Source organism: Mycobacterium sp. 1164966.3 (assembly GCF_001665395.1).
Taxonomy (GTDB): Bacteria; Actinomycetota; Actinomycetes; order Mycobacteriales; family Mycobacteriaceae; genus Mycobacterium.
Window position 1 is genome coordinate 259299 of sequence record NZ_LZSG01000062.1, and the last position, 12976, is coordinate 272274.

Here is a 12976-nt window from a genome sequence, read left to right on the forward strand (position 1 = left end):
ACAGCACCGTCGAAACGAAAATCATATTTCATATAGGATCCTGTGCGGCAACCGCCTGCCGAAGAGGAAGCGTCCGCGAATGACCACAGCCGAAATAGGCTCCGAAGAACCCGAAGTCTCCGACGATGACTTCCAGCAGATCCTCGCCCAAACCCGTCACTTCGTCCGAGACGTGGTCGTCCCGCGCGAGCAGGAAATCCTGGCCGACGACCGGGTGCCCGACGACCTGCGCGACCACGCCAAGCAGATGGGCTTGTTCGGCTACGCAATTCCACAGCAGTGGGGCGGCCTCGGCCTCAACCTCATGCAGGACGTCGAGCTCGCGATGGAGCTGGGCTACACCTCTCTGGCGCTGCGCTCGATGTTCGGTACCAACAACGGCATCGCCGGTCAGGTTCTCGTCGGATTCGGCACCGACGAGCAGAAGGGCCGCTGGCTGGAACGCATCGCCTCCGGCGACGTCGTCGCCTCCTTCGCGCTGACCGAGCCCGGCGCCGGTTCGAACCCAGCCGGCTTGCGCACCAAAGCCGTTCGCGACAACCATGATTGGGTTATCTCCGGGCAGAAGCGCTTCATCACGAATGCGCCCGTAGCCGGCTTGTTCGTGGTCTTTGCCCGCACCCGGCCCGCCGACGACAAAGGTCCCGGGATCGCGGTCTTCCTGGTTCCCGCCGACGCCGCGGGCGTCGCGGTGGCCGCCAAGGACGCCAAGATGGGCCAGGAGGGGGCCTGGACCGCCGACGTCAGCTTCGACGACGTCCGGGTGGGCGACGACGCGCTCGTCGGCGGCAGCGAAGACATCGGTTACCGAGCGGCGATGACGGCGTTGGCGCGCGGCCGGATCCACATCGCGGCGATCGCGGTGGGTGCGGCCCAACGCGCGCTCGACGAATCGGTGACCTGGGCCGCCACCGCGACGCAGGGTGGTTCGCCGATCGGAAGCTTTCAGTTGGTGCAGGCCATGCTGGCTGATCAGCAAAGCGGCGTGCTGGCCGGGCGCGCGCTGGTCCGCGACGTGGCGCGGAAGTGGGTCACCGGCGAGGATCGCAGGATCGCGCCGTCGGCGGCCAAGCTCTTCTGCACCGAGATGGCCGGCAAGGTGGCAGACCTCGCCGTGCAGATCCACGGCGGAAGCGGATACATGCGCGGGGTTCCTGTGGAGCGTATTTACCGCGACGTTCGCCTGTTGCGGCTGTACGAGGGCACTAGTGAGATACAGCGTCTGATCATCGGCTCGAACCTGATCAAAGCGGCGCAGGGCTGAGATATACGCGCAAGCGCTGATGTTTTGCGGCGTGTGAGCGTCGCATGCTGGCTAACATGAGCGAAATCGACCGACGGGCCTTGGACTGGAGCGACGCGGCGATGAACGAGCCCCTGCCAACCGGCACCGTGACGTTGCTGTTGGCCGACGTTCAAGGTTCGACGCAGTTGTGGAACTCGCAGCCCGAGGAGATGACCGCGGCGATCGCGACCCTGGATCGGGCGCTGGCGGAGTTGGTCAATGCCCACCACGGGGTCCGGCCGGTCGAGCAGGGTGAAGGCGACAGCTTCGTCGTCGCGTTCAGCCGGGCCTCCGACGCGGTGGCATGCGCGCTCGCGTTGCAGCGAGCGCCGTTGGCGCCGTTGCGCTTACGAATTGGCCTGCACACCGGCGAAGTCCAGTTGCGCGACGAGAACAACTACATCGGACCGGCGATCAACCGGACCGCACGCCTCCGCGAACTCGCCCATGGCGGCCAGACCGTACTCTCCGGTACCACAAGTGATTTGGTTGCCGATACGTTGCCCGACGATGCCTGGCTCACCGAGCTTGGCACCCATCAGCTGCGGGATCTGCCTCGCCCAGAACGCGTTGTGCAGCTGTGCCATTCCGACCTGTGCAACGATTTCCCTCCTCTAAGGCTGCACGAAAGCCCGGAAGCCTCAGTGGCACAACATCTTCCCGCCCAGCTCACCAGCTTCGTAGGACGCGACGCGGAAATGGCCGAAGTACGCGCCCTGCTTGCCGATCACCGGCTGGTTACGCTGACTGGAGCCGGCGGTGTCGGCAAGACCCGCCTGGCGGTGCAGGTCGCGGCAGCCGTCGCCGAAAAGTACGCGGACGGAGCGTGGTACGTCGATTTGGCGCCGATCACCGACCCCGACCTGGTGCCGGTCACTGTGTCGCGGTCACTCGGTCTACCGGATCAGCCGGGGCGTTCTCCGGAGAAAGCCCTGCTTCAGTTCATCGGAGCGCGCCAAATGCTGGTGGTGCTGGATAATTGTGAGCATCTGCTGGATGCCAGCGCCGAGGTGACTGCGGCGCTGTTGGGCGGATGTCCGCGGCTGACGCTGCTGACGACCAGTCGCGAGCCCATCGGTGTGGCCGGGGAGGTGACGTGGCGGGTGCCGTCGCTGTCGCTCGCCGGCGACGCCATGCGTCTTTTCGGGGACCGAGCCGGCCACGCCCGGCCGGGCTTCACTATTGATGACGACAACGTCGCCGCGGTGAACGAGATCTGCCGGCGGCTCGACGGGATGCCGCTGGCAATCGAGTTGGCGGCGGCACGGGTGCGGGCGTTGTCACCGCAGGAGATTCTCGCGGGCTTGCAGGACCGGTTCCGATTGTTGACCGGCGGATCGCGGACCGCGGTGCGCCGTCAGCAGACACTGCAAGCTTCGGTCGATTGGTCGCATGCGTTGCTGACGGAACCCGAGCGCGTGCTATTCCGCCGACTGGCGGTGTTCGCCGGCGGCTTCGATCTGGAAGCCTGTCAAACGGTTGTCTGCGACCACGACTTAGCGCGCCATCAGGTGCTGGACTTGCTAGCTCTTCTCGTCGATAAGTCGTTGGTGGTCGCCGAAACCGCTAGTGGGATAACGCGATACCAGCTACTGGAGACGATACGGCAATACGCGCAAGAGAGGCTCGGTGAATCCGCTGAGGCGGTGGCTGTCCGGGACCGGCATTGTGATTACTACACCGCGATGGCAGCAGCACTGGACGCCCCGGCAAGCCGCGACATGGAGCGGCTGCTCGACCGAGTGGAGACGGAAATCGACAATCTGCGTGCCGCATTCGCGTGGAGCCGGGAAAACCACCACACCGACAACGCATTGCGACTCGCCGCTTCATTGCGTCTATGGCTTACCCGCGGTCTCCTCAAGGAAGGATCGGACTGGCTCGACCTCGCTCTGGCCGACGCCGAAAGCGGAGGCGCGTATGTGACGCCGGCAGCGCTGGCGCAGGCATTGGCCGACAAGGCATTCGTGGACAATATGCGCTCACCGGAAAGCTTGCCGCGAGCGCAACGTTCGTTGGCCATTGCCCGCGAACTGCACGATCCCGCACTGCTGGCGCGGACTCTCACTGCCTGCGGCCGGGCCGCCGCCTGGAACGCCGAACTGGCCCGACCCTACCTATCGGAAGCAGCCGACTTGGCCCGGGTGTCAGGCGACCGGTGGCGGCTGAGCCAGGTTCTCTACTGCCAGGCATACTCAGCCACGGTCGCCGGCGGCGACTTCGACACCGCAGTGGCGGCTGGAACGCAAGGCCGCGACCTCGCCGAGCAGATCGGTGACCGGTTGTTCGAGTGGGGATGTCGGTGGTGTCTGAATCTAGTGCAGTGGGTAATCGGGGACCTCGCCAGAGCCGAGACCCTGCATCGTGAATTGATGACTGAAGTGGACGCCGCTCATTCTCTGATCTGGCACGTGAGCACACGAAACACCCTGTGCCTGGTGCTGGCCCACAGCGGGCAGGCAGACGCGGGACGCATGCTTGCCCTCGAGGCACTCGATGGCGCCGCTGAGATCGGCCGATACATGGAAGGCACGGTGTGCGCGGCGCTGGCCTTCGCGGAGCTGGCGGCTGGCGATGTCGACGCCGCCTTCAAAGCCAGCGAAACGGCGCGCGAACGGTTGACCGACTTAGGGCGCATGCTCGCTACCACCAAGACCAAGCCCGCAGCCCAAGTCGCCCTGGCCCGTGGCGATCTGACGTCAGCACGTCGCCTGGCGGATGAGGATGTGGCCGTCGCGACAGGCTGGTTCACGGTTCAAGCGCAGCTGACCCGGTCACGAGTGGCTCTGGCGCAGAACGAGATCGGGCAAGCAGAACGCGACGCGCATGAAGCGCTGACACGCGCTGCCGAGATCGGGGCACGCCTCTTTGTCCCAGACCTACTGGAGATTCTCGGCGGTCTGGCCGGTGACGCAGGCAACCACTTGGAAGCGGCACGGCTGTTCGGAGCCGCGCAGTCACTTCGCGAGCGCACCGGCATAGTCCGATTCAAGGTCTACGACGCCGGCTATGAGGATTCAGTTGCCAGTGTTCGTAACGCATTGGGAGAACTTGAGTTTGAGACTGCGTGGAACTCGGGCGTGGCCCTGCCCACCGAGGAGGCAATCGCCTACGCACAACGCGGGCGCGGTGCACGCAAACGGCCGCCCACCGGCTGGGACTCGTTGACGCCCACCGAACTCGACGTCGTCCGCCTCGTCAGCGAGGGTCTCGGCAACAAAGACATTGGCGGTCGGCTGTTCATCTCCCCGCGCACCGTGCAGACCCATCTCACACACGTTTACGCGAAACTTGGTCTCACCTCACGCATGCAGTTGGTCCAGGAAGCAACCCGCCACAACTGACTCAGCCGATGAGTTCCAGCGTCCCCAGATCGCGGATCGCCTGGCAACCCCGGCTCAGCATGGTCACCACCATGTCGTCGCCGCGTTCGGTGGCCGTGGCGAAGGCGAAACCCAGCGCCGAGATCAGGACGGTCTGCGGCATCCCGAGCCGGTAATCGCGCCAACACGTTTCACGGTCGTAGTCGGTAACGCCGTAGCCGATCAGCGCTTGATGATAGGCATCGACGAGGTCTTCTTCGATCGTCAGGCGCAGTTTCGAGTTCAGGCTGGTCGCGGTGAAGTAGGCCAGGTCCCGCGCAGGCAGGCCGGTACCAAGCGTCTGCCAGTCCACCACGGCGACGCGGGTGCGTTCCGGGTCGAACAGCAGGTTGTCCAGACGATAGTCACCATGCAGCAACGCGAACCGGTCCGGCGCGGCAAGCAGCCATGGCGTCACCAAACCCATTGCTGTAGCGAAGGTTTCGCGATCTTGAGCGCTCATCCGGTCACCGAGCTTGTCCAGCGTGATGTCGGCGCTCATCTTCGCCACCTCCCCGAGACCGCCCGCCGCAGCCTCGTCCGGTCGGGGAAACGCGACACCGGGCAGGTCCAGCCAGAAGGGGTCGCACCAGCTGGGACCATGCAGTCCAGCCAGTGCCGTGGCGGCCAGCCGCGCCTCCTGCTCGCCGCAGCCCGCGATCTGATCGCCCTGCACGGCGGGCGCCTGGTCGGCCAGCAGCAGGGCGAATTCGGATGCGTCCTCGCTGATTTGGCAGTAATAGCACCGCGGCGTCGGCACCTGGACGCGATCCGCCGCCGTGCTGTAAAACGCACATTCGCTGCGATAGCCGATGACGACGCGGTCGCGCACCGTGTCGTCCTGTGCCGGCAGCTTGATCACGAAGGTTTGCGGCAGTTCACCCGGATCTCCGGCATATCTGGCTGATACGCGGTACGTCGCCCCGGTCTGACCGGTACCGATGGCCACCACGTCGACCTCCGACACGTCGACGTCGAGAGCGGCCGACAGCCAGCCGGACGTGACATCGGCGGGGTATCGGGGAATCGCCATCGTCGTGGACAACGTAGCCTCCCAGCCTTAGAAGAACGGACGACCAGGTCCGACTGACTGGTCAACTGTAAGGCATACGGCAACGGCTCAGTGCTTGACGTCGCAGTTGAATCCCGCAGGGAAGTCACTGCACAGGGGCCGATTGACGTCGACCCAGCCCTGGTTCGTGCAAATCGTGTATGTCCCGTCGTCATGAGGGCCGATGGTGGCCAGGCGGGCGCATTCCCCGTGCGGCTTCAGTGGCTCGTTGACGTGAACCCATCCGGCCCCCGTGCACAATGAATAGCCGGCGCCGTCCGGGATAACGGTGCCCACCGAGCTTTTCTCGCAGGGTCCCGACGGCGTCGCACCAGCGAGTGGTGGGGCGGCGAAGGCCGCCGCGATGAACAGCGGCGCGAGCGCGACGGCTCTTAGCGCGATGCTCGGCATGCTTCTCCCCTGTTCTGCAGCTAACAGTCATTTGCTGTTGAAAGTACTTCGTCAGCCGGGGCCGGGTTATTACATCGGTGCAGTTGGGCGGCCTCACGGGCGCATTCTGCGCCGGCGCCCTCAGAGATTTTGAATTGTCGCTCAGTCGTTACCCAGATGTTGCTGCGGCGACCGTGTGGGTACCGGTTACGTCCGTTTGCAACTGTCATCATTTCACCCATGCTGTTTGAGCTCGCGAGATTTTTTGTGGTTATGCGGAATCGAGCACGCGGAATTCGTCGGCGCCCGTAAGCATTCGAACGCGCTGTCCTCCGACCGATTACGCGTCCTTCGACACAGGTGGGCCCTCACGCTACGGCGCGCGTGGGGGGAGTCGAACCTCCTCAGCCCAACGTTTTGGATTGCGCCGATGGCTTCTGCCACTTCACATATAAAGTTCGGTTTCCGTGGGCGAAATATCGCCATAGCGGAAGAGGCGTCAGCGGAATTTGCCCATCCACCAAACCGCATAGCCGATACCCCTCGGCGCGTCGTGCCGTGCGCAAGTTTCCCGCCTGATACGGTGCTGTGCGGTGCGCTACTGTGCGGGCAATTTCAGCACCCGGTTGAAGTAATTTCCCGCCGTACTGTTTTTTGGGAGTGACGCCATGGATACGGCAGCCCTGTTTCTCGTCGTTGTATTTGTCGTTTCGATTCTCATTCTCGCGGGGATCGTGTTCGCGGTGAAGGCGGCCGAGTCGAGGGCCGCCGCGAAGGCCCGAGCTGCATCGGCCGAAAAGCGGCCTAAACAGTTCCTGTACACCAAGCAGCAGGCAGCAACAGCGCTGGGCATGTCGACGGGGCACCTCCAAGAGTTAACGCGCCGCGGGAAGATCACCGCCGTTAAAGACGGGCGGAAGCTGAGATTTACGTCCGCGGATCTGGAAGCGTATGCGGCTGCCCTGCCCTCGTGGGGGGCTCCCCCGGCGCCGGCTGCGCCCCGCGCGCGGCGAGCTCAGGCTGCCTGACGAGCCACCCGGACGAACTTGTCCAGCGTCGCGGCTTGCGCAGTGTCGGAAGCCAAACCGGGAGATACCATTTAGCCGCCAAATGTCGTCAGAGCATCGGTGCGGGCGGAGGGACTCGAACCCTCACGCTCTTTCGAGCAATGGCACCTAAAGCCATCGCGTATGCCGGTTTCGCCACGCCCGCGCAACTCAGCGATCTTAGCGCTTCTGCCAATGAACGAGAGTGTCGGTGGCGCGGACTACGTTGAGGCTCAACGGCGAGCGGAAGGATGCTGGTGCGGTCTTACGAGGACTTCGAGACTGTCAAGGATCTCATCGCGACTGGCCTCAATGACTGCGCCATCGCTCGGCAGACCGGAATTCCGCGACCCACAGTTCGCGATTGGCGGTGCCGACCACAAGTTCGACGCCAGACGGTGAGTACATCGCCCTGCGGCATCGATCATGACTTCCTCCGCATCCCAGCAAAGGCGTACAGCTATCTGCTCGGCCTTTACTTGGGCGACGGCTGCATCTCACGATGCCGCCTGGTGTGGCACTTGAGAATCTCTCTCGACAAAAAGTATCCAGATATCGTCGACCGCTGTCGTGTCGCCATCGACATGGTGATGCCGAGGCAGCAAGCGTCGATTAGCCCACAACCAAAAGGCTGCGTCGTCGTGTCGCACTATTCGAAGCACTGGCCGTGCCTCTTTCCACAACATGGCCCAGGGCGCAAGCACACCAGACCGATTCGTTTGGAACCGTGGCAGGACATGCTTGTCAAACACGGCACGGAGGCCTTTATTCGCGGCCTTATTGACAGCGACGGCTGTCGCGTGCTCGCCAACGATCGCGGAGTGTTGAGCGTGCGCTATCACTTCTCGAACCGTTCGGATGACATCCGTAACCTTTTCTGCGCAGCGCTCGATGAGCTCGACATTCCGTGGACCCGTCCGAGCAGCTACCAGATCGCCGTTTACCGCAAGGCGGCCGTCGCACGTCTCGACGAATTCGTCGGGCCGAAGTCTTGAAGTTCGCGTAGCGGTACCGTCGTGGGGTGTCCACCGAGGCTCACCCGAGACGCCGTCGCCGACCCGCGCTGATCATTTTGGTGATCGTCGCGGCCTGCGGCTGCCTGGCCCTGGGCTGGTGGCAGTGGACCCGGTTTCAATCGGCCGGGGGCACCTTCCAGAACCTCGGCTACGCGCTGCAATGGCCGTTGTTCGCATGGTTCTGCGTCTATGCCTACCGCAAATTCGTGCGCTACGAAGAGGTGGCTCCGGAGCCGCGCAAGCATGATGCGACAACCGAGATACCCGCGGGGCTGCTCCCCGAACGTCCCAAGCCGACACAGCAACCAATCGACGATCCCGCACTCCTGGAGTACAACGCCTACCTGGCCGAACTCGCCAAACACGACGCCGAAAAGCAGAACAGGACCACCGCATGACCACGCCGGAAACTCCCGACACCCAGGCTCCCGCCTTCCCCGCCGAGAAGATCCGCACCGCGCTGCTCGGCTACCGGATCATGGCGTGGACGACGGGTATCTGGCTGATCGCGCTGTGCTACGAGATCGTCTCGCACCTGGTTTTCCATCACGAGATCCGGTGGATCGAAATCGTCCATGGGTGGGTGTACTTCGCCTACGTGCTGGCTGCCTTCAACCTCGCCATCAAGGTCAGATGGCCAATCGGCAAAACCATCGGTGTGCTGCTCGCCGGCACCATCCCGCTACTGGGCATCATCGTCGAGCACTTCCAAACCAGAAACGTCAAGGCGCGTTTCGGGCTTTAGCCCTCGAGGCACCTAGCCACGGCCGTCTCTGCAGCCGCAATGCCGGCTTCAACCTGAAGAACCCGTGTCGTCGGCTGTTGCAAATCTGCGCTTTAGTGTGAGCCCACGGCTTTCGGCGTGAATCCAGGGCGCTCAAAATTCAAAAATCCCGCCCTCACTACACACCGAAAACCGTAGGTTCCCAATGAAAACCGTAGGTTCACACTCAACGCAAACCTGTACGGGCGCTGACGCATCAGCCCTGCAACGCCCAGCTGGGGCATGAGTCGGGCAAACCGACAGCCGCCGCTGGCTTCACGCCTCGGAAGAGCCGGCCAACGCCCGCAACGCCGGCACTAACTGCGCCAGTGCACGGCCTCGATGCGACACCGCATCCTTCTCCGAGGGAGTCAGCTGCGCGGCCGTGCAGTCGTATCCGTCCGGGATGAACACCGGGTCATAGCCGAACCCGCCGTCGCCGCGAGGCTCCCGCGCAATCGTGCCCGGCCACTCCCCGCGCACCACCACTTCGCCGGACGCCCACACCAGCGCGCAGGCCGACACGAATGCCGCGCCGCGCCGCGAGTCGGGCACATCGCTCAACTGCGCCAGCAGCAGAGAAGTGTTGCCAGAGTCGTCACCGTGACGACCTGACCAACGCGCCGACAGCACGCCCGGCATGCCGTTCAAAGCGGCCACCGCCAAGCCAGAGTCGTCGGCTACTGTCGCCAAACCCGTCGCGGCAAACCCGTCGCGCGCCTTGGCCAGCGCGTTGTCCTCGAACGTCGCGCCCGTTTCCGGCGCTTCGTCGAACGGCGGTACATCGCGCAGCGATACCAGCGTCAACCCCGTCAGCCCCGCGCCGTCGAGTACCCGCCGCAACTCGGCCAGCTTCTTGGCGTTGCGACTGGCGACCAGCAGCCGGGTCAGGCGCCGAACGCCTTCGGCGGCGGCGGTCCCTCCGGCAGCACACCCGGGTAGGGCTGCTCCAGGGCCTCAAGCTGTGCGGCGAACAATTTGTCGCAGGCGCCCAGCGCCATGTCGAGCATCTTGTCCAGAGTCGACCGCGGAAACGTCGCGCCCTCCCCGGTTCCCTGGACCTCCACCAGAGTCCCGGTGTCGGTCGCGACGACGTTCATGTCGACCTCGGCGCGCGCATCCTCTTCGTAGGGCAGGTCGACGCGAATCCGGCCGTCGACCACGCCGACACTCACCGCCGCGATGGCACACGACAGCGGCCTGGGATCCGACAGCTTGCCGGCCGCCGAAAGGTACGTGACCGCGTCGGCCAATGCCACGTAGGCGCCGGTGATCGCCGCGGTGCGGGTACCGCCGTCGGCCTGCAGCACGTCGCAGTCGACGGCGATGGTGTTCTCTCCCAGCGCCCTTAGGTCGATGCACGCCCGCAACGACCGCCCGACCAGGCGGCTGATCTCCTGGGTGCGCCCGCTGACCCGACCTTTCACCGATTCGCGATCAGAGCGGGTGTGGGTAGCCGACGGCAACATTGCATACTCCGCGGTGAGCCACCCCAGCCCCGATCCCTTGCGCCAGCGCGGCACCCCCTCGGTGACGCTGGCGGTACACATGACCTTGGTGTGGCCAAATTCGATCAATACTGAACCCGCCGGATGGTCGGTGAAACCACGGGTGATGACCACCGGACGAAGTTCGTCGTCAAGCCGCCCGTCTTCTCGTTTGGACACGACGCCAACCCTAGCTGTCGAAGGGACCCGTTCTTAAGGGCGCGAACCCGCGAGGATTTCACCCACGAGGGATATCAAAAGTCTCGCCGCACACCACCGCATGCACCGGACCGTCGAACTCGGCCTTGGCCTCGCTGATCACGTCCTCGCGCGAAGTCCAGGGCGGGATGTGCGTCAACAGCAGCTCGCCGACACCTGCCTCCGCGGCGGCCCGGCCCGCCTCGGTGCCCGACAGATGCAGCGCGGGCGGGCGCTCGCTCGGTGCATGCGTCCAGGAGGCTTCACAAAGGAAAACGTCTGCGCCGCGCGCTAATTCGACGATCTGCTGGCAGGCGCCGGTGTCGCCGCTGTAGACGAGCGAGGCGCCGCTGGGGTCGGTGATCCGCAAGCCGTACGACTCGGTGGGGTGAGCCACCACCCGCGGCATGACGGTCAGCGCGCCCAGGGTCACCGCTTCGCCGTCCACCCAGTGGTGAATCTCGAAGATGTCCGAGCAATCGTCGATCTCCCCGCCGTAGGGTGACGACGCCGCCCCCAACCGCGACCATGTGTCGCTCGGCCCGTACAAGAGCGCCTTGCCGGCCGGCTTGGACGGATGGTAGCGACGCCACACGAACAGCCCCGGCATGTCCAGGCAGTGGTCGGCGTGCAGGTGTGACAACAGCACGTGCACCGAACCGGGGTCTGTATACCGTTGCAGCGCGCCGAGCACACCCCCGCCGAAGTCGAGGACAAAGGGCGGGGTGTCCGGTGCCCTAACCAGATATCCCGACGCAGGCGAATCCGGACCGACAACGCTACCCGAGCAGCCGAGCACGGTTATTCGCACGGACACTACTGTGCCATGCCTGATACTCGGATGGAGAAAAGCTTGCCCATTCGGTGGTCAGAATCTCTTCGCTGGGGCTCAGCTGATGCGCGAGCGATGGACAGGTTGCACCCCCGTCACAGCGGGGCCCAAGAATCGCGCCGCCAGCTTGGTAAACGCCTCGGGGTCGCCGGTGGCTTCGAACACCCGGGTGGCGGCCGGCGCGTCATGCGGACGCAGCAGTTCTTGCTCGCTGAGCACGCGGAGGACTTCCTTGGCGGTCTCCTCGGCGCTGGAGACGAGGGTCACGTTCTCACCCATGGCGAGTTGAATCAGCCCGGACAGCAGCGGGTAGTGCGTGCAACCCAGCACCAGAGTGTCCACTTCGGCACGTTGCAGCGGCTCCAGATACCCCTCGGCCAGACCGAGCACCTGCCGGCCGCTGGTCACGCCGCGCTCGACGAAGTCGACGAACCGCGGGCACGCCACCGCGGTGATCTCGGTGTCGCGGGCCGCGGCGAACGCGTCCTGGTATGCGTGCGAGGTGATGGTCGCCCGGGTGCCGATCACGCCGATGCGCCCGTTGCGGGTGGCGGCGACGGCGCGGCGCACGGCGGGCAGGATCACTTCGACGACGGGCACGTCGTAGCGTTCACGAGCATCGCGCAGGCAGGCCGCCGACGCCGAGTTGCACGCGATGACCAGCACCTTGACCCCGCGGCTGACCAGATCGTCGCCGATGGCCAGCGCGTGCGCGCGGATCTCGGGTATGGACAGCGGGCCGTACGGACCGTTGCCGGTGTCGCCGACGTAGACAATGTCCTCGTCGGGCAGTTGATCGATGATCGCGCGGGCGACCGTCAGTCCCCCGACGCCGGAGTCGAAGATCCCGACGGGTGCCAATGCTGAGTTCATGTCCTGGAGCGACCGGCCTTCTTGAGTTCGCGAGCCTTGCGCTCCGGAGCCGACAACAAATACGCCGCCACGACGCCGGCGATCGCTCCACACAGGTGGCCCTGCCAGGAAACACCGCCGCACTGTCCGAGCACCGGCATCGCGCCGAGCAGAACCCCGCCGTAGGCAACGAGCACTACCAGGCCGATGACGATGTGTGACAGCTTGCGCACGAACAGCCCGAAGACCAGCAGGAAAGCCAGCCAACCGAAGATCAGGCCGGACGCGCCGATGTGATCGGTGGGGCCGCAGCTGCTACCCACGTTGCCGATGAGCCAGGTACCGAAACCGCCGAGGATCCACACGATCGCGGTGGCCCAGACGAACCGGGACAATCCCGCCAGGGTCATCAGGAAACCGAGGACCAGCATGGGAACCGTGTTTGCCATCAGATGCGCCCAGTTGGCGTGCAGCAGGGGCGCGAAGATGATGCCCCACAGGCCATCCGTTGTTCCGGGCCTGATCCCGTTGACGTCCAGCGAGTGATGCATCAGATTGTCGATCAACTCGACGAGATACAGCAGCGCCACGAAAGTGACGACGGTAGCTCCACCGACCACCCATTGCGGACGCTTCCGCTGCTGTGTTGCGGGCAGACGGTCCCGGCGGGTTATGCCCATAGCTGCCCTTTCAG

General features: G+C 64.7%; 13 protein-coding genes and 1 tRNA gene. 6 read left to right on the forward strand and 8 right to left on the reverse strand.

The window, feature by feature from the left end; translation table 11 throughout:
- The first annotated feature begins 79 nt into the window (after positions 1-79).
- Both A9W99_RS22375 and A9W99_RS22380 read left to right on the forward strand, forming a co-directional pair.
- Positions 80-1264, forward strand: a complete 1185-nt coding sequence (locus tag A9W99_RS22375) for an acyl-CoA dehydrogenase family protein (protein ID WP_067383389.1) — start codon at positions 80-82, stop codon at positions 1262-1264.
- 44 nt (positions 1265-1308) lie between these two features.
- On the forward strand, positions 1309-4629 hold the full coding sequence (locus tag A9W99_RS22380) for a LuxR C-terminal-related transcriptional regulator (protein ID WP_216639748.1): 3321 nt from the start codon (positions 1309-1311) through the stop codon (positions 4627-4629).
- A gap of 1 nt (position 4630) precedes the next feature.
- On the opposite strand, the gene A9W99_RS22385 is transcribed toward A9W99_RS22380, so the two are convergent.
- Both A9W99_RS22385 and A9W99_RS22390 read right to left on the reverse strand, forming a co-directional pair.
- Positions 4631-5680 (reverse strand): phosphotransferase family protein, encoded by a 1050-nt coding sequence (locus A9W99_RS22385; protein WP_067383392.1) that lies wholly within the window; start codon positions 5678-5680, stop codon positions 4631-4633.
- Between the two features lie 87 nt (positions 5681-5767).
- Entirely contained in the window at positions 5768-6109 is a 342-nt protein-coding gene (locus A9W99_RS22390) for a hypothetical protein (RefSeq protein ID WP_067383394.1), read from the reverse strand.
- A 647-nt stretch (positions 6110-6756) separates the two neighbouring features.
- Between A9W99_RS22390 and A9W99_RS22395 the strand changes: the two genes are divergently transcribed.
- On the forward strand, positions 6757-7116 hold the full coding sequence (locus tag A9W99_RS22395; RefSeq protein WP_067383397.1) for a helix-turn-helix domain-containing protein: 360 nt from the start codon (positions 6757-6759) through the stop codon (positions 7114-7116).
- 100 nt (positions 7117-7216) lie between these two features.
- Here A9W99_RS22395 and A9W99_RS22400 read toward each other — a convergent pair.
- Positions 7217-7300: transfer RNA gene (locus tag A9W99_RS22400), tRNA-Leu, on the reverse strand.
- Positions 7301-7385: 85 nt separating this feature from the next.
- Here A9W99_RS22400 and A9W99_RS22405 point away from each other — a divergent pair.
- The 3 genes from A9W99_RS22405 to A9W99_RS22415 are packed head-to-tail and all read left to right on the forward strand — an operon-like array spanning position 7386 to position 8895.
- Complete coding sequence (locus A9W99_RS22405; protein WP_156623234.1) at positions 7386-8129, forward strand: LAGLIDADG family homing endonuclease; 744 nt, start codon at positions 7386-7388, stop codon at positions 8127-8129.
- 26 nt (positions 8130-8155) lie between these two features.
- Entirely contained in the window at positions 8156-8548 is a 393-nt protein-coding gene (locus A9W99_RS22410) for a hypothetical protein (protein WP_067383400.1), read from the forward strand.
- Positions 8545-8895 carry a DUF3817 domain-containing protein gene (locus tag A9W99_RS22415; RefSeq protein ID WP_067383403.1) on the forward strand — a complete coding sequence of 117 codons (351 nt, stop codon included), beginning with the start codon at positions 8545-8547 and terminating at the stop codon, positions 8893-8895. Before A9W99_RS22410 ends, A9W99_RS22415 begins: the two co-directional genes overlap by 4 nt.
- 294 nt (positions 8896-9189) lie before the next feature.
- On the opposite strand, the gene rdgB is transcribed toward A9W99_RS22415, so the two are convergent.
- The 5 genes from rdgB to A9W99_RS22440 all read right to left on the reverse strand — a co-directional run bounded on the left by rdgB (position 9190) and on the right by A9W99_RS22440 (position 12962).
- Positions 9190-9804: an RdgB/HAM1 family non-canonical purine NTP pyrophosphatase gene (gene rdgB / locus A9W99_RS22420; RefSeq protein ID WP_067383404.1), complete on the reverse strand. Its 615-nt coding sequence runs from the start codon at positions 9802-9804 to the stop codon at positions 9190-9192.
- Complete coding sequence (gene rph / locus A9W99_RS22425) at positions 9801-10580, reverse strand: ribonuclease PH (RefSeq protein ID WP_067383408.1); 780 nt, start codon at positions 10578-10580, stop codon at positions 9801-9803. The genes rdgB and rph overlap by 4 nt, the downstream gene beginning before the upstream one ends.
- Positions 10581-10638: 58 nt before the next feature.
- Complete coding sequence (locus tag A9W99_RS22430) at positions 10639-11415, reverse strand: cyclic nucleotide-degrading phosphodiesterase (RefSeq protein ID WP_067383411.1); 777 nt, start codon at positions 11413-11415, stop codon at positions 10639-10641.
- 72 nt (positions 11416-11487) lie between these two features.
- The gene (gene murI, locus A9W99_RS22435) at positions 11488-12303 is read right to left on the reverse strand and encodes a glutamate racemase (protein WP_067383414.1); all 816 of its coding nucleotides are present in this window, start codon (positions 12301-12303) and stop codon (positions 11488-11490) included.
- A complete protein-coding gene (locus A9W99_RS22440; protein ID WP_067383415.1) occupies positions 12300-12962 on the reverse strand; it encodes a rhomboid family intramembrane serine protease in 663 nt (220 codons plus the stop codon). The genes murI and A9W99_RS22440 overlap by 4 nt, the downstream gene beginning before the upstream one ends.
- Positions 12963-12976 lie beyond the last annotated feature (14 nt).

Excerpts from the sequence above, each read along its gene's own strand:
- A9W99_RS22375 (WP_067383389.1), top strand. The coding sequence starts at position 80 with ATGACCACAGCCGAAATAGGCTCCGAAGAACCCGAAGTCTCCGACGAT.
- A9W99_RS22380 (WP_216639748.1), top strand. The coding sequence starts at position 1,309 with ATGCTGGCTAACATGAGCGAAATCGACCGACGGGCCTTGGACTGGAGC.
- A9W99_RS22385 (WP_067383392.1), bottom strand. The coding sequence starts at position 5,680 with ATGGCGATTCCCCGATACCCCGCCGATGTCACGTCCGGCTGGCTGTCG.
- A9W99_RS22390 (WP_067383394.1), bottom strand. The coding sequence starts at position 6,109 with ATGCCGAGCATCGCGCTAAGAGCCGTCGCGCTCGCGCCGCTGTTCATC.
- A9W99_RS22395 (WP_067383397.1), top strand. The coding sequence starts at position 6,757 with ATGGATACGGCAGCCCTGTTTCTCGTCGTTGTATTTGTCGTTTCGATT.
- A9W99_RS22405 (WP_156623234.1), top strand. The coding sequence starts at position 7,386 with ATGCTGGTGCGGTCTTACGAGGACTTCGAGACTGTCAAGGATCTCATC.
- A9W99_RS22415 (WP_067383403.1), top strand. The coding sequence starts at position 8,545 with ATGACCACGCCGGAAACTCCCGACACCCAGGCTCCCGCCTTCCCCGCC.
- murI (WP_067383414.1), bottom strand. The coding sequence starts at position 12,303 with ATGAACTCAGCATTGGCACCCGTCGGGATCTTCGACTCCGGCGTCGGG.
- A9W99_RS22440 (WP_067383415.1), bottom strand. The coding sequence starts at position 12,962 with ATGGGCATAACCCGCCGGGACCGTCTGCCCGCAACACAGCAGCGGAAG.